At 57.1% G+C, this 22,798-nt stretch carries 21 protein-coding genes, 2 tRNA genes and 1 riboswitch; of the genes, 12 read left to right on the forward strand and 11 right to left on the reverse strand.

The window, feature by feature from the left end; genetic code table 11:
- Positions 1-34 precede the first annotated feature (34 nt).
- The 5 genes from ACUZ79_RS02170 to ACUZ79_RS02190 all read left to right on the forward strand — a co-directional run bounded on the left by ACUZ79_RS02170 (position 35) and on the right by ACUZ79_RS02190 (position 4,296).
- A complete protein-coding gene (locus ACUZ79_RS02170) occupies positions 35-601 on the forward strand; it encodes a GNAT family N-acetyltransferase (RefSeq protein ID WP_449250579.1) in 567 nt (188 codons plus the stop codon).
- Positions 602-625: 24 nt separating this feature from the next.
- A complete protein-coding gene (locus tag ACUZ79_RS02175) occupies positions 626-1,675 on the forward strand; it encodes an asparaginase (RefSeq protein ID WP_240823369.1) in 1,050 nt (349 codons plus the stop codon).
- A 100-nt stretch (positions 1,676-1,775) separates the two neighbouring features.
- Complete coding sequence (locus ACUZ79_RS02180) at positions 1,776-3,056, forward strand: phenylacetate--CoA ligase family protein (protein WP_323391072.1); 1,281 nt, start codon at positions 1,776-1,778, stop codon at positions 3,054-3,056.
- A 3-nt stretch (positions 3,057-3,059) separates the two neighbouring features.
- Positions 3,060-3,479 carry a hypothetical protein gene (locus ACUZ79_RS02185; protein ID WP_449250580.1) on the forward strand — a complete coding sequence of 140 codons (420 nt, stop codon included), beginning with the start codon at positions 3,060-3,062 and terminating at the stop codon, positions 3,477-3,479.
- A 241-nt stretch (positions 3,480-3,720) separates the two neighbouring features.
- On the forward strand, positions 3,721-4,296 hold the full coding sequence (locus ACUZ79_RS02190) for a hypothetical protein (RefSeq protein ID WP_449250581.1): 576 nt from the start codon (positions 3,721-3,723) through the stop codon (positions 4,294-4,296).
- Between the two features lie 176 nt (positions 4,297-4,472).
- Here the strand turns inward: ACUZ79_RS02190 and ACUZ79_RS02195 are convergent, their stop codons facing one another.
- Positions 4,473-5,411, reverse strand: a complete 939-nt coding sequence (locus ACUZ79_RS02195; protein ID WP_449250582.1) for a sirohydrochlorin cobaltochelatase — start codon at positions 5,409-5,411, stop codon at positions 4,473-4,475.
- Between the two features lie 32 nt (positions 5,412-5,443).
- Positions 5,444-5,667: riboswitch (cobalamin riboswitch) on the reverse strand.
- 207 nt (positions 5,668-5,874) lie between these two features.
- Here ACUZ79_RS02195 and ACUZ79_RS02200 point away from each other — a divergent pair.
- On the forward strand, positions 5,875-7,587 hold the full coding sequence (locus tag ACUZ79_RS02200) for a 30S ribosomal protein S1 (RefSeq protein WP_022659135.1): 1,713 nt from the start codon (positions 5,875-5,877) through the stop codon (positions 7,585-7,587).
- Between the two features lie 254 nt (positions 7,588-7,841).
- On the opposite strand, the gene ACUZ79_RS02205 is transcribed toward ACUZ79_RS02200, so the two are convergent.
- Positions 7,842-8,678, reverse strand: a complete 837-nt coding sequence (locus ACUZ79_RS02205; RefSeq protein ID WP_240823364.1) for a DMT family transporter — start codon at positions 8,676-8,678, stop codon at positions 7,842-7,844.
- A gap of 389 nt (positions 8,679-9,067) precedes the next feature.
- On the opposite strand from ACUZ79_RS02205, the gene ACUZ79_RS02210 reads away from it, so the two are divergent.
- Together ACUZ79_RS02210 and nspC are read left to right on the forward strand one after the other, a co-directional pair.
- Entirely contained in the window at positions 9,068-10,312 is a 1,245-nt protein-coding gene (locus ACUZ79_RS02210) for a GGDEF domain-containing response regulator (RefSeq protein WP_240823363.1), read from the forward strand.
- 53 nt (positions 10,313-10,365) lie between these two features.
- Positions 10,366-11,586 (forward strand): carboxynorspermidine decarboxylase, encoded by a 1,221-nt coding sequence (gene nspC / locus ACUZ79_RS02215; RefSeq protein ID WP_449250583.1) that lies wholly within the window; start codon positions 10,366-10,368, stop codon positions 11,584-11,586.
- 183 nt (positions 11,587-11,769) lie between these two features.
- On the opposite strand, the gene ACUZ79_RS02220 is transcribed toward nspC, so the two are convergent.
- Positions 11,770-12,804 carry a polysaccharide deacetylase family protein gene (locus ACUZ79_RS02220; protein ID WP_449250584.1) on the reverse strand — a complete coding sequence of 345 codons (1,035 nt, stop codon included), beginning with the start codon at positions 12,802-12,804 and terminating at the stop codon, positions 11,770-11,772.
- A gap of 306 nt (positions 12,805-13,110) precedes the next feature.
- On the opposite strand from ACUZ79_RS02220, the gene ACUZ79_RS02225 reads away from it, so the two are divergent.
- Positions 13,111-13,186, forward strand: a tRNA-Val gene (locus ACUZ79_RS02225).
- An 11-nt stretch (positions 13,187-13,197) separates the two neighbouring features.
- Positions 13,198-13,274 (forward strand) — tRNA-Asp (locus ACUZ79_RS02230).
- 129 nt (positions 13,275-13,403) lie between these two features.
- On the opposite strand, the gene ACUZ79_RS02235 is transcribed toward ACUZ79_RS02230, so the two are convergent.
- The 7 genes from ACUZ79_RS02235 to ACUZ79_RS02265 form a co-directional block, all read right to left on the reverse strand.
- A complete protein-coding gene (locus tag ACUZ79_RS02235) occupies positions 13,404-13,556 on the reverse strand; it encodes a hypothetical protein (RefSeq protein ID WP_449250585.1) in 153 nt (50 codons plus the stop codon).
- Positions 13,557-13,710: 154 nt separating this feature from the next.
- Positions 13,711-14,865 (reverse strand): ISL3 family transposase, encoded by a 1,155-nt coding sequence (locus ACUZ79_RS02240; protein ID WP_449250559.1) that lies wholly within the window; start codon positions 14,863-14,865, stop codon positions 13,711-13,713.
- A 168-nt stretch (positions 14,866-15,033) separates the two neighbouring features.
- On the reverse strand, positions 15,034-16,980 hold the full coding sequence (locus ACUZ79_RS02245) for an ISL3 family transposase (RefSeq protein WP_449250586.1): 1,947 nt from the start codon (positions 16,978-16,980) through the stop codon (positions 15,034-15,036).
- Positions 16,981-17,000: 20 nt separating this feature from the next.
- On the reverse strand, positions 17,001-17,696 hold the full coding sequence (locus tag ACUZ79_RS02250; RefSeq protein WP_449250587.1) for an ABC transporter ATP-binding protein: 696 nt from the start codon (positions 17,694-17,696) through the stop codon (positions 17,001-17,003).
- A gap of 9 nt (positions 17,697-17,705) precedes the next feature.
- Complete coding sequence (locus ACUZ79_RS02255; RefSeq protein ID WP_240823358.1) at positions 17,706-18,830, reverse strand: ABC transporter permease; 1,125 nt, start codon at positions 18,828-18,830, stop codon at positions 17,706-17,708.
- 79 nt (positions 18,831-18,909) lie between these two features.
- Entirely contained in the window at positions 18,910-19,506 is a 597-nt protein-coding gene (locus ACUZ79_RS02260) for a TetR/AcrR family transcriptional regulator (protein WP_240823357.1), read from the reverse strand.
- Positions 19,507-19,696: 190 nt separating this feature from the next.
- Positions 19,697-20,092 carry an ArsR/SmtB family transcription factor gene (locus ACUZ79_RS02265; protein WP_449250588.1) on the reverse strand — a complete coding sequence of 132 codons (396 nt, stop codon included), beginning with the start codon at positions 20,090-20,092 and terminating at the stop codon, positions 19,697-19,699.
- Here ACUZ79_RS02265 and ACUZ79_RS02270 point away from each other — a divergent pair.
- Both ACUZ79_RS02270 and ACUZ79_RS02275 read left to right on the forward strand, forming a co-directional pair.
- Complete coding sequence (locus tag ACUZ79_RS02270) at positions 19,988-20,386, forward strand: hypothetical protein (protein WP_449250589.1); 399 nt, start codon at positions 19,988-19,990, stop codon at positions 20,384-20,386. The genes ACUZ79_RS02265 and ACUZ79_RS02270 overlap by 105 nt on opposite strands.
- 260 nt (positions 20,387-20,646) lie before the next feature.
- Positions 20,647-21,240, forward strand: coding sequence for an adenylyl-sulfate kinase (locus tag ACUZ79_RS02275; RefSeq protein ID WP_240823354.1), 594 nt, complete (start codon positions 20,647-20,649; stop codon positions 21,238-21,240).
- A 123-nt stretch (positions 21,241-21,363) separates the two neighbouring features.
- Here the strand turns inward: ACUZ79_RS02275 and ACUZ79_RS02280 are convergent, their stop codons facing one another.
- Complete coding sequence (locus tag ACUZ79_RS02280) at positions 21,364-22,707, reverse strand: deoxyguanosinetriphosphate triphosphohydrolase (RefSeq protein WP_449250590.1); 1,344 nt, start codon at positions 22,705-22,707, stop codon at positions 21,364-21,366.
- Between the last annotated feature and the right edge of the window lie 91 nt (positions 22,708-22,798).

The raw sequence follows: 22,798 nt of genomic DNA on the forward strand, positions 1-22,798 counted from the left end.
GCGCTGCACTTGCTCGCTTAAGCAGAGGGAGGCCATGAAAACGACAACTTTTCCCGCCCACGCAGGGCATGCCGCACCTCGCCCGGCTGTAACAACAGTCAGGGCCGCATCTACCAAGGATTACTCGATCTGTGCCGACATCTGGCTGGCGGCCTCTCTGGCAGGGCATGACTTTGTGCCTGCCGCGTTCTGGCGCGGGCAGCGGGCGGCTATGGCGGAAAGCTATCTGCCTTCATCGCAGGTCTTATTGCTGACAGCCGATGGAGAGCACGCCGCATTTGCCGCAACCCTGCCGGACGGCAACTGCACGTATCTGGCGGGATTGTTCGTGCTGCCCCGCTGGTGGGGCAAGGGCCTTGGGCGGCAACTGCTGGAACTGGTGCAGGAACAGGTGCTGGCTGAACTCCCAGACCAGAAGAACGCCAGCCTCCGCTGCACCGTATACGATAAAAATAGCCGCGCCCTGGCATTTTACGCCAGCAGGGGGTTTATCCCCACAGGGCGCAGCATCTGCCCGCATACCAACGAGCCGCAGACGGATATGCTCTGGACTGCGGCGAGCACTGTTCACGACAACGCGGCTGCAACCTGCCGTCCCTAGGCAAAGCGCGCCGCAGGAGCCACCATGAGCAATCATTCTTCAGCATCGGCCAGTTCCAGCGCAACCTCCCTGCCCAAGGTGGCCCTTATTGCCACGGGCGGCACCATTGCGGGCGTTGCCCCCACGCCGCTTGAGCAGATCAGTTATCAGGCGGGGGTGCTCACCGTTGACAGCATGCTCGAAACCCTGCCCGGCATTGAGGGCGTGGCCCGCATCACCAGCGTGCAGTGCGGCAACCTGCCCAGCGAGAACATCACCCCCGAGCATTGGGCCATGCTGGGCGAGCAGTGCGCCAAGGCGCTGGGCGACCCAGAAATCTGCGGCGTGGTGCTGACCCACGGTACAGACACGCTGGAAGAATCGGCCTTCTATCTGCACCTTACCCTTGCCAGCCCCAAGCCCGTTGTGCTGACCGGCTCCATGCGCCCCGCCACCTCGCTGAGCGCAGACGGCCCCATCAATATACGCGATGCCGTGGCTGTGGCGGCCTGCCCGCAGGCGCAGGCGCGCGGCGCGCTGCTGGTCATGAACAGCCGGGTGCTCTCGGCCCGCACGGCGGTGAAGGTCGCCACGCTTGATGTGGAGGCCTTCCGTGCGCTGGAATCAGGCTGTCTGGGCCGGGTTATCAACGGCGAACCTCAGTTTTACTACGGCGGGGAGGAAAATCCCGCTCTGGCAGGAACCTTTGCCGAGCTTGCGGGCCGCAAAAATCTGCCACGTGTGGATGTGGTCTACGGTTGCGCGGGCATGCCTGTTGATCTTGTGCGCTATTCCGTGGAACGCAGCGCGGGCATAGTGCTGGCTGGCATGGGCAACGGTTCCATGCCCGATGCCGTGCGCCACGAGCTGCGGCAGGCCATTGCAGGGGGCATACCTGTTATCCGGTGCAGCCGCACCGGTTCCGGCCCGGTCACGCCCCTTGATGAGTACGAGGGCTTTGTGCCCGGCGGCATGCTTTCGCCCGCCAAGGCCCGCGTGCTGCTCATGCTGGCGCTGGAGCAGCAAAAGGAGGCCGAACCGGCGCAGCGCATGCTTTCGGTGCGCGAAGTGTTCGCCCTTGGGGCCAAACTGTAGGGAACAGGGCCCCTTGGGCTTGCCTGCGGCGCAAAAAAACCGCAGTGTGTGGTTTATTTCTTTTTCAAGCCCATGACCCCAATGGAATCAGGAGAGCTTCATGTCGTATCGCTTTATTCCCCAGCTCACCGATGAGGATATCCGCCAGAAACAGCTTGAAGGTCTGCGTTACACCGTGCGTCAGGCCTGGAATTCGCCCCAGTACAGGGCAAAGCTGGAAGCCTGCGGCCTGAAGCCGGACGACATCACAAGTCTTGACGACCTGCGCCGCCTGCCCACCTGCGATGTGGAAGACCTGCGCGAGGGCTATCCCCTGCCGCTTCTCTGCGTGCCGCCGCGTGATGTGGCGCGCATACATGCCTCCAGCGGCACCACGGGCAAACGCAAAATTCTGGCCTACACCCAGCGCGATATTGATACGTTCAGCCTCCAGATTGCCCGCTGCTTTGAGCTGGCGGGCTTTACCCCCGAAGACCGCATGCAGCTTGCCGTGGGCTATGGCCTGTGGACGGCTGGCGCTGGCTTTCAGGCGGGCAGCGAAAGGCTTGGCATGCTCACCGTGCCTGTGGGGCCGGGCAACCTTGAAATGCACCTGCAGCTTTTGCAGGACCTGGGCGCCACCGGCTTTACAGCCACGGCATCCATGGCCCTGCTGCTGGCGGAAGAAGTGGAACGGGCCGACCTGCGCGGCAAGATCAAGCTCAAGCGCATGGTCTGCGGTTCAGAAACCCGCAGCGAAAAAATGCGCCTCGCCATTGAAAGCAAGCTCGGCCTTGAGGGCTGTTACGATATCGGCGGCATGACCGAAATGTACGGCCCCGGCACCGCCATCGACTGCGATGCCCACGAAGGCCTGCACTACTGGGCCGACCTCTTCATCATCGAAGTGCTCGACCCCGCCACCATGCAGCCCGTTGCCGAGGGCGAAGTGGGCGAAATGGTCGTTACCAGCCTGTGCAAGGAGGCCGTGCCCTTGCTGCGCTACCGCACCCACGACCTTTCGCGCCTGCTGCCGGGCCAATGCTCCTGCGGCCTTGCCATGCCGCGACATGACCGCATCCTCGGACGCTCGGACGACATGATCATTTACCGTGGCGTGAACATCTACCCCGGTCAGCTCATGGAAGTCATCGGTCAGTTTGCGGAGCTTGGCGGTGAATATCAGGTGGAACTCACCCGCGATGATCGCTCCCTTGATCATCTGGCCCTCACCGTGGAACGCGGGCAGGGGCAGACCGCAGGCAACGATGCCGCCCTGGCCCATGAGCTTGAAACCCGTCTGCACAAGGCCATCATGGCCCGTGTTTCCGTGAGCGTGGCGGACTACGCCAGCCTGCCGCGTACCTTCAGCAAATCCAAGCGCGTGGTGGACAAGCGCTAGGCCGTGCCGAAAAATATTGATTGCACTGGCGCGGGGTTTTTGCCCTGCGCCTTTATTATGAGCTTTGTCGCCGTATGCCTGCTGGCCTTTTGCCTGTTGCCACTCGCTGCCTCCGCGCGCGAAATCGCCGATGTGGACAGCCCCGCATGGTGCGCCCGACACGCCAACACAGCAAAAAATCAGACAACAGGGCCGAATCAGGCGCAAGCCGAATGTCTGCGGCTTGAAGCTGCCTGCCGCGCTGCCCTGCCCGACCTTGCCCCAGCCGCCAGTTGCCCCGACAGACAGCTAGACCGTTGCGTGGCGCAACAGCGTGATGGCGGGTCCTGGTGCGCCATCCTGTGCTGCTTTGCCCCTGATGACGCATCCTGCCGTGCGGCTGCGGCCAGCATGCCCGCCTTTCTCACCACGCCCGAACGCTAGGCCAAAACATCAGGCAAAAGTCGCCGCCTCGGTGTGTTGGCTCCCAGTGCCAGCTCAGAATGTTGAGCCTGAAATCTAGTCCCTTGCGCGGCGTGGACTCCTGCATTGCCGCATGTGCGCTCCACCCCGGCAAATTCTCGCAATTCCCCTTGCCGGATAGACCTTTGCCCCTTTTTGGCATAGGATTTTACGCGAGCGCGCCCCTGTTCTACGCGCCAGAACCGCCGACACTGGAGCGCGTATGCCCCTTGCCGCCACACCCGCATCCTTCATCTCGCTTGCAGGCTATCTTATGCTTGCAGGGGGGTCGTTTGCACTGGTGCGGCCAGGTTTGGGCTTGCTTATCATTCCTGTGCCGCTTCTGGCTATTCCCCTACATTTTTTTGCGCGCCGCGTAGGCGATTTTGCGGGAGTGGCGCATTCCCGCTGGCAAATGCGTACCCTTGGCCTTTTTTTGCTGCTGTTTCTCGGCCTTGTGGGCATTTTTTTCATTCTTGGCGCAAGCTGCGCTGACGGCCCGGCTCTGGACAGGCTGGAACTCATCGGCAATGCCTATAATGCTGGCAAGGTGGATCTGTACGCTTCGCTGGTGGGGCTGTGGGAAGTCAAAGAATTGCAGGCTTTTACCCTGAGCGCCTCGGTGTGGGCGGGGCTGGCGCTTTTGTGGCCCCTCAAACGGGCGTTTCAGGGCATGCTGGCGCTGGCTGCGGGCATTGCGCCCAAGGCCTTGCCCCTCTGGGGCTGCTGGCTCGCCTTTGCGGCAGCCATTGCGGCGCAGGGCGGCATGCTGGCCTGGCTGGTGACCCGACAGGCTTAGTCGCAACACCCGCAAGCGCACAGAACCCGACAACACACCTGAAAAACCTCTGCGAAACGCGGCATCGCCCGCATTCCCCAATTCCCCGCACCCAAAAACAGAAGCCGCACAAACCAGACGCGCTGTCCCGGCTTATGCGGCTCCCGCAACAAAAATGCGGCGCAGGCAAGCGCCCGCTACTGCTTCCTGGGTTCCTTGGTCAGATCATCGGCAGCTTCACGGGCATGGCGCACCAGGATGGCGCGCGCGCCGGCAATCTGGCCCAAGCCCTTGAGATTGGTCTCCACCTTGAAACCTGCGGCCTTGAGCTTCGAGGCCCAGGAATCGTCTTCATCCCCGGCCATGTCGTTGTGCGCATGGTCGCCAGCCACCAGCATGAGCGGCTCGATAACCACTTTCTTGACCTTGGCGGCCTTGAGTTCCACCAGCAGGTCGTCCACGCTGCGCGCGCCCTCAACGGTCGCCATAAACACGCGCTTGTCCGCATCGTGGAACACGGCGCGCGTGCCTTCAAACGTCAGATCCGCACGGCCATGGCTCTGGCCATGGCCCATGAGCACCAAGGCGGCATCCTTGCCGCGCAGGGATTTAACGTCTTCCCTGATGGCCTGAATAAGTTCCTGCGCATCTTTTTTTGATTCCAGCATGGGGCGGCCCAGAAACACGGAGTCAAAGCGGCCCGGATTTTTTTGCAGGTCGATAAGCACCGCCCGCTCAAGCGCGCTGAACTCCTCGCCCGCCATGACGTGCAGCGACTGTACGCGCACGACCTTGACGCCGTCCTTGGCAAGCTGGGCGAGCCCATCGCTGATGCCGCCCACGGGATGCCCCTCGGCGGCTATTTTTTTGCGGATAATCTGCGAGGTATAGGCCCACACCACAGGCTGACCGGGAAAAGCGGCCTTGAACTCCGCATCCACGGCCTTCATGGAAGCCAGAGCCTCAGGAACGCTGGTGCCAAAGGCCACCAGCAGTACGCCGGCCTTGGGGCTTTCTGCGCCGGATTCAGCGGCAGGGGCAAGCACAGGCGCGCCCATGACGGCGCACAGCAACAGAATGGGCAAAAGGGTACGGGTGAAAAAATGCAGAATGGAATGCGGCGTAGTACGCAGCATGGCAACCTCCTCAATGGCGCGTTGACGGGTTGAAGTTGGATAAAATGCCGGAGGATATTCGGACTTGAGGGCATGGGGCCTTGCGCCCCTTGCCTAGACTTCGCCTTCGCCGCTCGCGCGACTGGCTGTAGCGCCCCGCCAAATGGCGGAACGATGAAGCTTCGTTCCCTCTTACCGCAGCGCGACTGTTTCCGATTTTAACGGAATTCCCCGCCGACCTTTTCAAAACAATTCATGCGGCAATAAAAGTCAAGTGGGCATACCCTGCAAGCCCCGCCAGACAGGCCCTTGCAGGGTATGCCCCGCGCGGGCTGCCGCGCCTGGGCCGTCCAAAGCGGCGCAGAATCCCGGTTTTTCGGCGGCTAAAGCCGATTTGGCGCGTATTTTTTCTTGTTCTTTTGATGAAATCCTGATAATAAGGCACCTCCCTGTTATGGGGAAATTATGTTTGGAGGCTGGACATATGGCAGGTTTGGAAACCGGGCACGACAACGAAATCAATTTCGAAAGCGCCCTTGAAAACTACCTCAATCCCGATTTCGGCGATCTTGAGGAAGGCTCTATCACGAAGGGCGAAATCGTCCGCGTGGATGATGACAATGTGCTTGTTGACGTGAACTTCAAGTCCGAAGGGCAGATTCCTGCGGCAGAATTCCGCGACCCCGCCGGCAACATTTCCGTCAAAGTGGGTGATCGTGTTGACGTTTACGTTGTTCGCAAGAACGAAAACGACGGCACCATCACTCTTTCTTTCGAGAAAGCCAAGCGCATGCAGGTGTTCGACCAGCTCGAAGACGTGCAGGAAAACAACCGGGTCATCAAGGGCCACATTGTCCGCCGCATCAAGGGTGGCTACACCGTGGACATCGGCGGTGTGGAAGCGTTTTTGCCCGGTTCACACGTGGATCTGCGCCCCGTGCCGGATATGGATGCCCTGGTCAACCAGGAATTCGAATTCCGTGTGCTCAAGATCAACCGCCGCCGCAGCAACGTTATCGTTTCTCGCCGCGTGCTGCTTGAAGAGGAGCGCGATTCCAAACGCCAGGATCTGCTGCGCACCCTTGAAGAAAACCAGATCGTTACCGGTAAGGCCAAGAACATCACCGAATACGGTGTGTTTGTTGACCTCGGCGGCCTTGACGGCCTGCTGCACATCACCGACATGAGCTGGAAGCGCATTCGCCATCCCAAGGAAATGATCACCATCGGTCAGGAACTGACCCTGAAGGTGCTTTCCTTTGATCGCGACAACAACAAAGTTTCCCTCGGCCTCAAGCAGCTCGTGCCCGATCCGTGGCAGGACATCTCCGCCCGCTTCCCCGAAGGGGCCAAGTGCAGCGGCAAGGTCACCAACCTGGTTGACTACGGCGCATTTGTGGAACTGGAACCCGGCGTTGAAGGCCTGGTGCACATTTCCGAAATGTCCTGGACCCGCAAGCTGCGTCATCCTTCCCAGATGGTTCACACTGGCGACGAAGTCGAAGTGGTCATTCTGGGCGTGGACGGCGACAAGAAGCGCATCAGCCTCGGCATGAAGCAGGTTCGTCCCAATCCCTGGGAACTGGTTGCTGAAAAGTACCCCGAAGGCACCGTCCTTGAAGGCGTCATCAAGAACATCACCGAATTCGGCATGTTCATTGGCATCGAAGACGGCATCGATGGTCTTATCCACGTTTCCGACATTTCCTGGACCAAGAAAGTGCGTCACCCCAACGAACTGTACAAGGTGGGCGACACCGTGCAGGCCAAGGTGCTGACCGTGGATCAGGAAAACGAAAAGTTCACCCTCGGCGTGAAGCAGCTGGTGGACGATCCGTGGGGCCATGTGCCCAACACCTACCCCGTGGGCTGCACCATCAAGGGTATCGTGACCAACATCACCGACTTCGGCCTCTTTGTTGAAGTGGAAGAAGGCATTGAAGGTCTGGTGCACGTGTCCGAACTTTCCAGCAAGAAAGTGAAGACCCCCGCCGAGATCTACAAGGAAGGCCAGGAAATCCAGGCCAAGGTCATCCATGTCAGCGCCGAAGAGCGCCGTCTGGGCCTGTCCATCAAGCAGATCAAGGACGAAGAAGAACGCCGCAAGCCCAAGGAATTCCATTCCGGCCCGCAAGAAGCCGGTCAGAGCCTGGGCGATCTGCTCAAGCAGAAGTTTGAAGAAAGCGAAAACAGCTAGTCTGTTTCTGCTTCAAAATACAAAAGGGCGTTCCCGCAAGGGAGCGCCCTTTCTTGTTGCTTGCCAGCAATAAAACAGCGGGAGGTGTTTGAGTTGGTAATGTGCCGGCGATGCACCCGTGGCATCTAGGCAGGGCTGACTTCTTGCCCACGGACAGAACGATCCCATACAGGGTGGACTACGCCGCCTTCAGCAAAGGTTCCCTCTCGCATAGTCTGCCGCCATTATCACCGAGCCTGCCTGCAGCCTTTTGGTCAGGCCAGCTTGAGCAGTGCTGCCCCACCGACAACCAGCAGCACAGAAAATCCACGCAAGGGCGTAAAACGCTCGTGCAGCAGCCACATGGCCAACAGCATGCCAAAAATCACCGAGGTTTCGCGCAGGGCCGCCACCACGGCAATGGGCGCAAGGGTCATGGCCCACAGGGCAATGCCATACGAGCCCATGCTTGCCAAACCGCCCAACGTACCCACACCAAGCCGTTTACGGGCATAGCCCACGTAACTCCAGCCATACCGCCACAGGATGTAAACGTGCACGGGCAGCGCGTTGATCAGAAAAATCCAAATAGTGTAGGTGGCGGCGTTGCCGCTTTCCCGCGCACCAAGGCCGTCTGCCAGCGTGTACCCCATAATGATGCATGATGTACGCAACGAGATAAAAACTTCGCTCCAGCCATAGCCTCGACGCATATTATCCGTGGCAAGGCACATAATCCCCGCGCACAACGTAAGCACGCCGCACCATGCGCCCACCGACATGTTCACGCCAAAGGCCAGCAGTGCCAGCGAGGTGAGCAAGGGCGCGCATCCACGCATTACCGTGTAGGCAAAAGACATGTCTACCCGCTCATAGGCCGCTGAAATACATATGTAATAGCCGAGATGACACATGCACGACATGGCAAGATAGGGCCACGCGGCCTGTGGCAGCGGCGGCAAAAAAGGCAGCAGACACAGTGCGCCAAGACAGGCACCAAAAGCGTTCAAGCCTGTTTCAAAAAGCTTGTTGTCACCGCTTTTGACAATAATATTCCAAAGCGCGTGCAGAAAGGCGGCAAAGAGGATGGCGAGCAAGATTGATGGGGACATGGGCATTGCTACCTCTTTGCCGTGAGAATGCCAAGACAACAACACAGCCCCCCAGGCAAAGAGGGCAATACACCGATTGGAACCGCATACATTGCGTTCATGCCGCCCACAATTGCCAGCGAGGCTCTCGCTCACGCAGAGCTTGTTGCCTGTTATCTTGGGCAAAACTGCGGCAGGCAATCGTTCCCGCTGCACTGGCCCGCTGTTTCGCCGACGGTATTGGACGGGAAATGTTCTGCAAATATAACACGCAAGGGCCGTTATCCCTTTTGACTGCAAGAGCAAAAATCAATACGATTAAAATTTACAGCCGCCGCGCAGGTTCCGCACTCTTGCACGGCGCAATTTTTTTATCCAGCCCCAAACCAATCCCCCATGCGGAAGCAAACATGCAGAAAGTTCTCATCGTTGAAGACAGTCGGACAACAGCGCGCTTTATGGCGCACAATCTCAAGGAACAATTGGGGCTTTCCTACGAATGCGCCGAGAATCGCCAACAAGCCTTAAAACTGCTGGAGGACAATCCTTCGCAGTACTTTCTTGCCCTTTGCGACCTCAATCTGCCCGATGCCCCCAACGGCGAAATTGTCCCTGCCATCCTTGCCCGGAACATCCCTGTGGTAGTGGTCAGCGCCCACTTTGACGAAGATATCTATAAACGCCTCATGCTGCAGGGCGTTACAGATTATATCGTCAAGCGTACCCCCGATGACATGATGTACCTCATGCGCGTGGTGAGCCGTCTGCGCGCCAACAGCGGCGTTGAAGCCCTGATCGTGGACGATTCCAACCTCTGGTGCATGCAGGTATCCGAGTTGCTGCGGCGTCAGCGCATCACCGCTTACACGGCAAGCAACGGCCTGGAAGCCCTGCAGATCCTCAAGGAGCATCCCGCCATACGCATTGTGCTGGCCGACCACTACATGCCCGGCATGGACGGCATCAAGCTCACCGCCGCCATCCGCAAAACCCACACCATGGACGAGCTGTCCATTATTGTCATTTCTGTGGGCACGGACGCTGGAGCGCAATTTCTGCGTTCAGGCGCCAACGATTACGTGTTCAAGACATCCTCCTTTGAGGAGCTTTTGTGCCGTATTTCCATGAATCTTGACATTCAGGATCTTATCCGCAAAAACCGCGCCCTTGCAGAGCGCGATGCCCTCACCAACCTGCTGGTGCGCCGTCAGTTTTTCTCTGAAGCGCAAGAGGCTGTGGCCGAGGCAAGGAAAGATCGCCGCCCCCTGGCCGCCGCCATGATCGACGTTGACTATTTCAAGCAGGTCAATGACCGTTACGGACACCTGGCGGGCGATATTGCCCTGCGGCAGCTGGGCGGCATGCTGCGCGACGAGTTTCCAGAACCATACATTTGCGGACGCTACGGCGGCGAAGAATTTTGCGTGGTCGCGCCACGCATGGATAAAAACGACTTCGCCCGAAGGCTTGAAAATTTTCGCACTTCCGTTAGTTCAAAACCAGTGCAGATCGGCGCGCTCAGCATAGCCATTTCTGTTTCCATCGGCATGGCCGAGCAAAAGGCCAGCGACCTCGAATCGCTCATCAACGCGGCCGATGCCCAACTCTACACAGCCAAACGGGAAGGGCGCGACCGTTTTATCTGGCAAGCATAAGCCTGCACGGGCGCGACACCATACTGAAACTCTCTTTGTTCAAAGGAACAAACATGCACTGCCAGAACCTTCTGTTCGATCCGGCCCGCATTCCTTCGCCCTGCTTTGTTCTGGACGAAGCACAGCTTCTGGCCAATGCCGCAACTCTGGGCACAGTTCAGGAGCGCACCGGGGCCAAGATTCTTCTTGCGCTCAAGGGGTACGCAGCCTGGGCAACTTTTCCGCTTCTTTCGCGCACCAAGGGGCACGGCCCCTTGTGGGGAGCCTGCGCAAGTTCTGTGGACGAAGCACGGCTGGCGCGAGAGGACTTTGGCGGCGAGGTACACGCCTTTGCCGCTGCCTGGAACCGCCGCGAGATGGCCGAGCTGCTCACCCTTGTGGATCACCTGGTATTCAACTCCATTGCCCAGTGGCGCGAATTCGCACCCGCAGTGGCCATGCAGAACAAGAGCCGCTGCCCGGACCGCCAGATTCAGTGCGGCCTGCGCATCAACCCAGAGCATTCCGAAGGCGCAGCCGCCATCTACAACCCCTGCTCACCGGGTTCTCGTCTGGGCATCAGGCCCAAGGACTTTGATCCTGCAGCTCTGGAGGGCATTTCCGGGCTTCATTTCCACACGCTGTGCGAACAGGGGGCAGATGCTCTTGAGCGCACCCTGAGGGCCGTTGAACGCCATTTTGGGCAATGGTTGCCGCAGTGCCGCTGGATCAACTTTGGCGGCGGGCACCACATCACCAAGCCAGGCTATGATCTTGATCTGCTCTGCCGCTGCCTGACCGACTGGCGCGACCGCTACAACGCGCAGATATACCTTGAGCCGGGCGAGGCCGTGGCTCTGGATGCAGGCTGGCTTGTGGCAACGGTGCTGGATGTGGTGCAGGCCGACATGCCTGTGGCTATTCTTGATATCGGCGTTCCCTGCCACATGCCCGATGTCATTGAAATGCCCTACCGTCCACGAGTGCGCTACGAATCTGCACATGTGGCAGAACTGGCAGGCGAAGCCGGGGAGCATGCCTGGACATGCCGCCTTGCCGGAAAGTCCTGCCTGGCGGGCGATGTGGCAGGTGAATATTCTTTCAACGCGCCTCTTGTGCCCGGCCAGCGGCTGGTGTTTGAAGACATGGCCATTTACAGCATGGTCAAAACTACCACATTCAACGGCCTGCGTCTGCCATCCATTGGCATTTGCGAAGCCGATGCAGCGGGTGACACGCGCTTTCGCATGTTGCGGGAATTTGGCTACCAGGATTTCAGGACGCGGCTTTCATAAACGGGAAAAACCGTCCCTGAATCATTTTTTGAAAGCAGAAAGGCCCGGATCGTTGATCCGGGCCTTTCATTTGTACTTCCCTGTGGGGGGGAGGACAGTGGAAAATATGAAGGCATGCTCTCATGCCATAGCTGAATTACACGCCTTTGGCAGAGCAATGTCAAAAGAAACATTACTCCCGCATCAGGAAGCAGGAGCCTGCGCCGGGGAGAGGGCGGAGCCTTCTCTCGGCTGGACTGCACTGCTGCCCGTGGGCTGAGGAGCATCCTGCGCCGGGTGCGCGGCAGTGCCGGGCAATGCGGCCTGACCTGTCATTTCCGGGCTTGGACTCTCCACCAGTTGCCAGGGGGTGCTGCTGCGCGCAAGAGGGATATCAGCCGAACCGGCAGGGAAGCTGTGCGGCGGCAGTTCTTCTGACTGATGCACGCCTTCAACCTGATGCCGGGCAACCATGGGGGGCTCATCCATGCCGGGCGCGCCGCGCTTGACGCGCGTCATGAGCAGGCCGGGTTCTGGATCCATAAGCCCCTCAAGATAGTCGGTCACGGTCACAAAGCGCTGACAACCACCAGCGCGCAGATCACGAATGATGCGCGGCAGGTCGTCCACAGTGCGCTTGTGCGAATCGTGGAATAAAAAGATACCGCGCAGGGTACCCGGCGCGTAGACTGTGCCCCTGTTGTTGCGCAGGGTGGCGTAATTGTCTGGCAGGCGCTGCCAGTCGCGGCTGTCCATGGACCAGAGCATGAGGGAAAGCCCAAGGCTGGCCGCAACTTTTTCAGTAGAGGCGTCATACGAGCCATAGGGGGGGCGCATGAACTGGGGCGAGGCCCCAAGGTTGCGCAATATGGTATCTGTGCGGCGCAGCTCTTCTTCCTTGCGGGCAAGGCTGACCACGCGCAGATTGGGGTGCGAATAGGAGTGGTTGCCCACTTCATGCCCCTCGGCAATGACGCGCTTTACAATATCGGGATGGCGCTCGGCCTGGTTGCCCAACATGAAAAACGTGGCGGGGATGCCGTATTCTCCCAGCATGTCCAGCAGATGCGGCGTGTTTATCGACGGGCCGTCATCAAAGGTAAGGGCGCACAGGTTCTCCCGCATGGGTTGATCCATGATGGCGTTGCCTTCGACCACACGCGCCTGCGTTGACTGGGCAGCAAGCCCAACTGCAAAAAAGCAGGCCGCCAGGCATATCTGCTTGAAAAAAAATCTCATTTTTCTTGTGCCTCAACAGCGAATTGCCCAAAACAGAAAACCGCCTCCACGGCGGCGCGTCCACTGTGCTGCTTTTGCGCCGGAAGCGCGAAAACAGCGGCGTTCAGCGTTCTGTAATGTGCTAAGGGGAGGTCTAGCACTCCCCAAGAAGCACCGCAACACAAGCAAAAGAGCATTTTGGAGTAATTTTTTAACTTTTACTTAAAAATCAGCATGTTAATATTTTTTTCCTGTAAAAATTTTTTTACTTCATTTTTTTCGCTTGACTCTGAGGGGGTGTTTGCGTAGAACTCATCTTCGCCGGGAGGGCAGTTAGCTCAGCTGGTAGAGCACCGCCTTCACACGGCGGGGGCCACAGGTTCAAGTCCTGTACTGCCCACCATCCCAAAAAACGGAGCGGTAGTTAAGTCGGTTATAACGCCGGCCTGTCACGCCGGAGGCCGAGGGTTCGAGTCCCTTCCGCTCCGCCAGAAGTCACCGGGAGGTCAGATCACTGACCTCCCGTTTCTTTTATCTGTAGCCCACGCGAAATATTCAAAGGCCGCCCGCAATTGCGGACGGCCCTGTTTTTATCCATTGAAAGCCCTGGGGCCTCGCCGTCAGTCCTTGTGGCTGCTCCCGCCGTCCGCAAGGAACCGCACAACAACCCTTTGCCCGATCAGCAGGCCGTCCGCCTCAAGGGTCGTCACCACTTCTACAACCCTTGTGTCTTGCTTTTCCGCCGGATCTTCCGGTGGCAGCCGCTGGCCCACAACCCGGCCTATGCGGGCTCTACACCAAAGACGGGGGCAAGCCCCTTCAGCGGGCAGTTTTTCCGACAGGTTTCTGGCTCTACACCAAAGACGGGGGCAAGCCCCTTCAGCGGGCAGTTTTTCCGACAGGTTTCTGAACGATTCCCCAGCCATTTCAGCAGCACAAAACGCGCACACGCAGGCGGTAGTTTTCGAAGTTACGAAAGCCATACGCACGCCGCTGGATCAACTTCATTTTTCGGTGAAAGCCTTCTGTGATGCCGTTATTCCGGGTAAAACGGAACATTCGGGCCACTTCTTCCCGCCAATTATGCAACGTCTTGCCCAAGGTACGCAACGGCGCGAAGCTAGTTTTTCGAAGTTGCTCAATTTTATCTAATAATTCAGCCGCATACCTGCGGCACGAATCGACACTTTGCGCCCGCACACGCAATAAATCAGCTGTGTCATGCAAAAATTCGTACAGCGATTCAATGTCCGGCCTGTCAGCAAAGTATGTTCGTAATCGCTCTTTCTGTGAGTCTGTTAATCGATCACGGCGAGTCAGCAAGAGACGCATCATACCGCCTCGCCCATAAGCAAGTTGTTTTTCATCAATTGCCTTGCACAGCTCTGAAAAGTGTTGATTCACCAGCCTGATAACATGAAATCTGTCCGCAACAATGCGCGCATTGGGAAACCATTCCCGCACAAGTCGCCGATACGCAGAATTCATATCAATACAGACCATTTTAACTTTATGGCGGCCTTGCAGCGATTGCAAAAAGTCGCGCATATCAGCGGCGCTACGACCTTTAACCACATCAAAGACCCTGCGGCGGGCCAAGTCGCAAAACGTTGTTGCAAAGCCCTGTCTGCGCGTAAATCTATGCTCATCAATGCCCAGAATGCGCGGGCATGTGCGGTTTGCCCAGTGGCTGCTCTTGTGCTGCATCATCTGGTGGTAGTAGCGCTCCACGCTGGCCACGCCGATGCGGTGCTCATTGGCGATGTCTTTACAGGAAACACCTTTGTTGTAGGCCTGAAAAATGTTGCGCTTAAGCAGCTCTGTTGTTCTGCTCCACACTTTTATGCCTGCAAGTCTGGTATTAAAATATCTGCCGCAGCTTTCGCATCGGTATTTATGGCAGCGAATTAACAGGCGTGACGCCCTTCCATGAATGGAAATATTACGGATCGTCCGCCAGAATGAGTCCTTGATACGCAGCTTTTCACATCCGCAGTGCGGGCACGTATTCTTGCCCGTCCATCTGGCCTCAAACACCGGGGGAACGTGGCTGACCACTTTTTCGATTGCAAAATCCCGCAAGCCAATTAACAATCCTTCCACAGGGCCTTCTCTTCTTTTCTTTGGTCGGAAAATAAAAGCTGCCCTGATGGGCATACCAACTTTAATTGGTATGCCCATTTTTTCTTGGAGACGCCATGCCCCCGTCTTTGAGGTAGAGCCAGGTTTCTGAACGATTCCCCAGCCATTTCAGCAGCACAAAACGCGCACACGCAGGCGGTAGTTTTCGAAGTTACGAAAGCCATACGCACGCCGCTGGATCAACTTCATTTTTCGGTGAAAGCCTTCTGTGATGCCGTTATTCCGGGTAAAACGGAACATTCGGGCCACTTCTTCCCGCCAATTATGCAACGTCTTGCCCAAGGTACGCAACGGCGCGAAGCTAGTTTTTCGAAGTTGCTCAATTTTATCTAATAATTCAGCCGCATACCTGCGGCACGAATCGACACTTTGCGCCCGCACACGCAATAAATCAGCTGTGTCATGCAAAAATTCGTACAGCGATTCAATGTCCGGCCTGTCAGCAAAGTATGTTCGTAATCGCTCTTTCTGTGAGTCTGTTAATCGATCACGGCGAGTCAGCAAGAGACGCATCATACCGCCTCGCCCATAAGCAAGTTGTTTTTCATCAATTGCCTTGCACAGCTCTGAAAAGTGTTGATTCACCAGCCTGATAACATGAAATCTGTCCGCAACAATGCGCGCATTGGGAAACCATTCCCGCACAAGTCGCCGATACGCAGAATTCATATCAATACAGACCATTTTAACTTTATGGCGGCCTTGCAGCGATTGCAAAAAGTCGCGCATATCAGCGGCGCTACGACCTTTAACCACATCAAAGACCCTGCGGCGGGCCAAGTCGCAAAACGTTGTTGCAAAGCCCTGTCTGCGCGTAAATCTATGCTCATCAATGCCCAGAATGCGCGGGCATGTGCGGTTTGCCCAGTGGCTGCTCTTGTGCTGCATCATCTGGTGGTAGTAGCGCTCCACGCTGGCCACGCCGATGCGGTGCTCATTGGCGATGTCTTTACAGGAAACACCTTTGTTGTAGGCCTGAAAAATGTTGCGCTTAAGCAGCTCTGTTGTTCTGCTCCACACTTTTATGCCTGCAAGTCTGGTATTAAAATATCTGCCGCAGCTTTCGCATCGGTATTTATGGCAGCGAATTAACAGGCGTGACGCCCTTCCATGAATGGAAATATTACGGATCGTCCGCCAGAATGAGTCCTTGATACGCAGCTTTTCACATCCGCAGTGCGGGCACGTATTCTTGCCCGTCCATCTGGCCTCAAACACCGGGGGAACGTGGCTGACCACTTTTTCGATTGCAAAATCCCGCAAGCCAATTAACAATCCTTCCACAGGGCCTTCTCTTCTTTTCTTTGGTCGGAAAATAAAAGCTGCCCTGATGGGCATACCAACTTTAATTGGTATGCCCATTTTTTCTTGGAGACGCCATGCCCCCGTCTTTGAGGTAGAGCCGCTATTGGGCACAAAGCTGAACAGGGGGGTCACATTCAGGGTACTCACCCCATTCCCCGGACGCGCCTGCCGCTGCACAATGCGGCCATCAAGCGGCGCAACAATCCTGTACTCGTTGACTTCATTCTGCGCGACCACTACGCGGGCACGGGCCACCTCCACTGCGGCAATACTGCTGCGCAGATCGACTTCAGCGACTACAAGGGTATCCCCGGCCTGATCAAATTCTCGCATGGCTACAGCCTTGGTTTTGATCATGGGGCGCAGACGTTCCAGCTCCCTCTGCGCCGCCCGCAACACGATTTCGTTACGCCGCACCTGAAGCTCTGTATGCCTCAACTCCTGCTCCGCAAGATTCAGCCTGTTGCGCGCGAGGCTGTCATCCAGACAAGCCAGCACACGACCAGCCTCTACAGTTTCCCCTTCTTCCGCCATCACAGCGGTGATCACGCCGTCCCTGCGCGCTGCAAGCTTGATCACGCCACCTTCCACATCCACACGGCCCTTGGCGCTGGCCAGCACTTCCACGATTGGGGCAGAAGGCGTTTCCTGCCCCTGACCGGCTGCCAGCAAAACCCCACAGAACACGCACAGTATGATGCACAGCACGGCTCCGCACATTTTTTTTGCACGCACGGCAAGACTGTTCATTTGTACTCCACATAAATTACTTAAGGATTGCGGTGATCCTGCTTTAAAATGCCGTCTTCAAGATGAATAACCCTGTCGGCGTGGGAAAGCAGGCGCGGGTCATGCGTGACGCCCAGCACGGTTGCGTTGTGCTGTCCGGCAATACTTTGAAGCAGGGTTATAACAATTTCGCTGTTGGCCTTATCAAGAGCGGAAGTTGGTTCATCGGCAAAAATCATCTGTGGCCTTTTGACAAGCGCGCGGGCTATGGCAACACGCTGTTTTTCGCCACCAGAAAGTTCAATGGGCCGTAAATGGCAACGTCCCCCAAGGCCAACTTCTTCCAGAGCCAGCCTCGCCCTGTCTCTGGCCTCCTCCCTCTGAATGCCCATATACTGGAGGGGCAGGATTACGTTATCCAATGCGCTTAATGAGCCGAAAAGATTGAAGCCCTGGAAGATGAATCCGCAATGTTCCAGACGAAACATATCCAGTTCCTTTTCTCCCAGGCTCCACAAATTGGTGCCAAGAGCCATAACCATCCCGGTATCTGGGTGCAGCAGGCCAGACAGCATAGAGAGCATGGTGCTTTTTCCTGAACCGGAAGGTCCCACAAGCAGGGTTAGTTCACCTGAGAACACATCGAGCGAACTCTGTTTGATTACTTGCTGTGAAATACTGCCGCTGACAAAGCTCTTTGATATGTCCATGGCCTGTAATGTGGGGATGTTGGACACTGGAGGCTCCTAGCGCAAAAGTGTGACCGGCTCGGTGTTGAGCAATGGTTTAAGCGCAAGCAGACCGGAACCAACGGCAATTGCCATCATGATCAAGGCATTTCCTGCCAGCAGCCACACAGGAAAAGCCATGGCGATATTGGCGCTCTCGCCCAGCAGGGCAATGGCAACGGTGAGCGCAGCCGTGAGCAGCAGTCCAATAAAGCCAATCCAGGCAGCCTGCTCGATGACCACGCAACGCAGGCTGTGCCTGGACACTCCTAAAGCCCGCAAGGCCGCAAATTCTTTGATAGACGCGGTGATGGCCGCTGAAAGTGTCTGACTGGTGATTGCCACGCCCACAAGCAGGGCAAGCAACGAGGCAAAGCCCGTCCCCACACCGCTGCCTGATTCAAAAAGCCAGTAAACCTGAGACTGAACAGAAAAATCCTGAGCCTGCCACACGCTGTAGCGCGAAACAAGGCCAGAATCAGCAATTTCCTTCTGCACCTGTTCTGCGGCAAAGCCAGGCTTGAGACGCACCATGTAATACGTTGTCTGGTTGGCAGTTTCTGGAGCAAGCCGCCGTGCCGTAGCAAGAGAGGCCAGCATGTTCACACCGCCAATGGCACGCAGCCCTTTGATTGTGCCGACGATACGCGCCCTCTTGCCGTTGATTTCCACCAGGGTGTTGCCCTCTGCGCCAAGTTTGTTTGCATCTGCCACATCAATGAGCACGGCATCTGGTTCGCGCAGCAAGGCACGCTGTTTTGGCGTGAGCAACCGCGAAAAGGCCGAGGCCTCTCCGCTGGTATCAATGCCGTTGATAATCACTGAGACGGGCACGCCATCTGCCCTTCGCAGATCGCCGTAAGCGCTGACAAACCTTTCAACATAGGCAACACCCGGATGCATCCAGGCTCTGGTGTCGGCGCTCTGGCTCACAGCCCGGCCAAGATCTACACTTGCCGTGTTGCGGAAACCAATCCACAGTTCTGCCGTTGACTGATCCAGCGGAACAGACACCGTATTGAACAAACCAAGTAATAGGGCCAGCTGCACCACAGTCAAAAGCCCGGCAAAGGTAACTGCCAGTACTGCGGCCAGATAGCGCCGCCACTCGTATAAAAGGCTCGAACGCGCGATGGAAACCATGCATGCCCCACTATAAACGGAGTACTCCGTCATTTTATTAAACGAACATCTGCACTGAACAAAGTGCGGTGGCATAACACTAGGAGGTCAGAATAAAACTTTTGATAAGGTCTGAAATGGCCTGTGCCGAGGCCTCGTAGTCGATATCCATGCCGAGGTCTGCATCAAATTGCACCCCGGTATACAAAATAAGCAGCAGGCTGGCAGCGCCCTTGGCGTTGAGATCGCGGCGCACCCAGCCCTCGGCTTGACCTTGTGCCAGCAAAGCGGCAAGGGCTGCTTCCAGTTTGGCAGATGAAGCGGCAAGCTGCTTTCTGCCATCGGGACTGCGAGAGAGTTCAAGCCAACTCTCTGTTGCCAGCCCATACCCGCCGGGACGGAGCATCTCTTGTAATTCTTCTGCCGTCAGTTTGGCCAACCCCTCTACGGACTGCCGTTGGGCCAGAACCAGCAGATCCTCATCGTTGGCCTTCATTTCTGCCTCAACAATAGCTTCGATGATTTCTTTTTTCGATTTGAAATAACGAAACAGTGTTCCCGCGCTTGTTTTGGCCTCGGTGCAGATGTCTTCTGTTCTGGCAAGATGAAAACCCTTGGCCCGGAACACGCGGGACGCAGCCTGCAAAATTTCCTCACGCCGCTGGATTTCAAGCTTTTCATTTTTTGGTCGGGCCACGGGAAGTCTCCTGCACTTTTTATTAATAAACGAAGTGTTCACTCCTATTATAAATTCTTCACCCGCATGTCAACAGCCATACTTCATCCAATCGGCAATACCATTTAAACCTTGCTGATTGGCGAAAACTGACTCGCGCCGAGGGTGTCCTATCTGTCAGCCTTCAATTATGCCGTCTTTCCATCCGGCCCTATTCATCCGCATCTTTCCTGCCATATTCCTGGGCATACGCCGCCAGAATTTCAGCTATCATCCGCCCAAAGCGGGGCTGCAATTCCTGGCAACGCGGAGTATTTTTGAGCGCAACACCACTTCTCTCGCTACGGATCAGACCAGCCTCGCGCAATATTCTGAAATGCTGCGAAAGGGTCGACTTGGGTATGACCCTGTCCGGCATGTTCAGAAAGTCAGAACACGTTTTGGGCGAATTTGAGCGTATGATTTCCTTGAGAATCTGTACGCGCACAGGATCAGAAAGGGCATGGCCCCCTACCTCAGTGCAGATAAGGTGGCACGGTTTGAAGCGGGCCAGATGGTGTTGCCCGGAATATACGCCGTGGCCGCACCGGGGCACACTCCTGGTCACACCTGTTACCTGCTTGAAAGCAAAGGTGAAAAATTGTTGTTCTGGGGAGATACCGTTCATGTTGCTGAGGCGCAGTTTCCCCTGCCGGATACGGCCATTGAGTACGACCTTGACCCGGAGGGAGCCGTCAGACAGAGGCAGCGTCTTTTTGCAGAAGCCGCAGAAAAGGGACACCTTGTGGCTGGAGCGCACATTTCCTTTCCCGGCATTGGGCACGTGGGCAAGGCGGGGCAGGGATATCAGTGGTTCCCCATCCCCTATGTCAACGATGCCGTCCAGAGTCCTGCAAAATAACAGTGGATCTTTTCTCGCCAGCCCCAAATCAGCCTTCCCCCCCACAGCTTGTGTTGCCCGCGTAAACGCCTTGGGTGATCCCGCCAGGGATTGCCCAAGGTGGAATGGGGCCAACACTGTCAAAATTGCCGCACCCCCCAATTATTGGATATCCTTAACAACACAAACTTACTAAAAAAATTTAATATTGGCCGGTAATTTGCATAAGCCAGTGCAGGTTTGCCACACGCATAACCGCACTGCAAGCAAGCGAGGACAGTATGACGCCGACAATCTGGTTGCTGGGACTTTCCGGCAGTGGAAAAACCACCCTTGGTTCACTGCTGCGCCTGTATCTTGACGGGCAGGGATTTGACGTTGAGTTCATCGACGCCGACACCTTCTGCCGCAGCAACGGACTGTCCGCCGCTACCCCTGAGGATCGCGTGCGCAATACCGATATCCTGCGCGATTACGCGCTGAATATGCAGGCGCAGGGCAAAGTATGCGTGGTCGCAGCCGCCACACCATACGAGAGCATGCGCCAGAGCAACCGGGCCATGCTGCCCATGTACCGCGAGGTATGGGTGCGCTGCTCGCTGCAAGCTTTGGTGCAGCGCGATGCCAAGGGCTTGTATGCCAAGGCTGAACGCGGCGACCTTTCCACCCTGGATTCAGTTTTTGACGCTTTTGACGAACCCCGTAGCCCCCACTGCATCATTGATACCGACAGGTATTCGCTGGTGGAATGTTACGAACAGCTGCGCGACCTCACGCTTGACGCCCTTGCCCAAGACCACGAATGGGCAGACACCGGGCACCGCATGTTGCCGCAGGCTTCGGGGCCGTTTATGAATGCCGCCATAGCCCTTTAACGGGGCGCACCTGACAACCTGCATAGACAGGTTCGGCGAAAGATGCCGCGCAGCACATGCCCAAGGCACGCGTTGCGCGGCATCCTTAATTCTCAGTGAGCTTGCGATCTCGACGGCAAAGGCTCACCGCCCCGCTGTGCCGGAGAACTGCTGCGAAATAAACGCGGCGTAGTCGTCCGTCATGCCGGACACAAAATCCAGCACCCGCAGATAGGCCATATACAGGCTGTCTTCCCTGCTCGGCGCATTGGCTCCCATGAGCGTGAGGGCGCGTGTTTCCTGATAGCTCATGGCATTGCCCTTGGTGAAGTTGAAGCAGGCAGGAATGAACACATCAAGCAACCGCCGGTAGAGCGTGTAGGTGCCAATTTCCAACGCCGTCTTCTGCGGGTTGTTCATAATCTTGCTGTTAAAAACCCGCCCCGCCTCACGCATGAACCCGGCTACATCCTCCTGGGCGTGGTTCAGCAGGCAGCCCTCAAGCCGCCCTTCCATGATGGCTTCGTAATTGTCCATGAACGTCTGCGTGATGGACGGAATCATACGCCCCATGGCCGTGGTGCGCAGCATACTGGTGCGTCTGCGGTCGGAATCCATGGAATCAAGGCGTGGATCGTCCAGACAGTTACCATCCAGCAGAGGCGTCATGGCGGCCTTAAAATCGGCATAGGTGATGATGCGCAGCTCGCGCGCGTCTTCCATGTCGATAATGCGGTAGCAGATGTCGTCCGCCGCTTCCAAAAGATACGAAAGCGGATGCCTGCGCCAGCCAGCGCCTTCCGCCAGGCCCATAGCGCCGAAGATTTCGGCGAAAAGATCCCGTTCCGCCGTATAGAAATTGAACTTGCTCTTGCCCACGCCCTGCGCTTCATAGGCCGAGCGCGGGTACTTCACCAAAGCCGCAACGACAGGGAATGTCAGGCGAAAGCCGCCCCTGTCCTTGTTGTTTTCAAGAGCGTTGATAACGCGGAAGCCCTGGGCGTTGCCGTCAAAAGCCGTAAAATCGGCCCACTCTGCGGGCAGCAGATTTTTGAAATACTGCTCTTTGTTGGCGGAATCCTTGAACCAGTCGCGGATGGCCTCCTCGCCCGCATGCCCAAAGGGCGGATTGCCTATGTCGTGCGCCAGGCAGGCGGCCTGAATGATCTGGCCCAGATGGTCCGGCGTGCAGCCCTCGGGCAGGTCGCCGCGCCGCCGCAGGGCATCGCCCACGCCAAGCCCAAGGGATCGCCCAACGCAGCTCACCTCAAGCGAATGGGTAAGGCGGTTGTGGATATGGTCGTTGCGCACCAGCGGGTGCACCTGGGTTTTTCTTGCCAGCCTGCGGAAGGAGCTGGAAAAGATGATCCGGTCATAATCCACCAGAAAGGGATTACGCACCGCGTCCAGCGTGTCGAGCTTCATGCCCGTGCCGGTTTTGCGGTTGGGGGCCAGCAGTTGCGCCCACTGCTCTTTGAATGTGCTCATAATGCCTCCTCCCCTGCATGTACGGCATGCGCGTCGGTGCCGCAAGCGCGGGCGGCGGATGCTTTTCTTTTGTTCCCGCCCTTGCTAGGCT

The sequence above is a fragment of the Desulfovibrio faecalis genome (assembly GCF_053570625.1).

Excerpts from the sequence above, each read along its gene's own strand:
- ACUZ79_RS02170 (WP_449250579.1), top strand. The coding sequence starts at position 35 with ATGAAAACGACAACTTTTCCCGCCCACGCAGGGCATGCCGCACCTCGC.
- ACUZ79_RS02175 (WP_240823369.1), top strand. The coding sequence starts at position 626 with ATGAGCAATCATTCTTCAGCATCGGCCAGTTCCAGCGCAACCTCCCTG.
- ACUZ79_RS02180 (WP_323391072.1), top strand. The coding sequence starts at position 1,776 with ATGTCGTATCGCTTTATTCCCCAGCTCACCGATGAGGATATCCGCCAG.
- ACUZ79_RS02190 (WP_449250581.1), top strand. The coding sequence starts at position 3,721 with ATGCCCCTTGCCGCCACACCCGCATCCTTCATCTCGCTTGCAGGCTAT.
- ACUZ79_RS02195 (WP_449250582.1), bottom strand. The coding sequence starts at position 5,411 with ATGCTGCGTACTACGCCGCATTCCATTCTGCATTTTTTCACCCGTACC.
- ACUZ79_RS02200 (WP_022659135.1), top strand. The coding sequence starts at position 5,875 with ATGGCAGGTTTGGAAACCGGGCACGACAACGAAATCAATTTCGAAAGC.
- ACUZ79_RS02205 (WP_240823364.1), bottom strand. The coding sequence starts at position 8,678 with ATGTCCCCATCAATCTTGCTCGCCATCCTCTTTGCCGCCTTTCTGCAC.
- ACUZ79_RS02210 (WP_240823363.1), top strand. The coding sequence starts at position 9,068 with ATGCAGAAAGTTCTCATCGTTGAAGACAGTCGGACAACAGCGCGCTTT.
- nspC (WP_449250583.1), top strand. The coding sequence starts at position 10,366 with ATGCACTGCCAGAACCTTCTGTTCGATCCGGCCCGCATTCCTTCGCCC.
- ACUZ79_RS02220 (WP_449250584.1), bottom strand. The coding sequence starts at position 12,804 with ATGAGATTTTTTTTCAAGCAGATATGCCTGGCGGCCTGCTTTTTTGCA.
- ACUZ79_RS02245 (WP_449250586.1), bottom strand. The coding sequence starts at position 16,980 with ATGAACAGTCTTGCCGTGCGTGCAAAAAAAATGTGCGGAGCCGTGCTG.
- ACUZ79_RS02255 (WP_240823358.1), bottom strand. The coding sequence starts at position 18,830 with ATGGTTTCCATCGCGCGTTCGAGCCTTTTATACGAGTGGCGGCGCTAT.
- ACUZ79_RS02270 (WP_449250589.1), top strand. The coding sequence starts at position 19,988 with ATGGCCCCCTACCTCAGTGCAGATAAGGTGGCACGGTTTGAAGCGGGC.
- ACUZ79_RS02275 (WP_240823354.1), top strand. The coding sequence starts at position 20,647 with ATGACGCCGACAATCTGGTTGCTGGGACTTTCCGGCAGTGGAAAAACC.
- ACUZ79_RS02280 (WP_449250590.1), bottom strand. The coding sequence starts at position 22,707 with ATGAGCACATTCAAAGAGCAGTGGGCGCAACTGCTGGCCCCCAACCGC.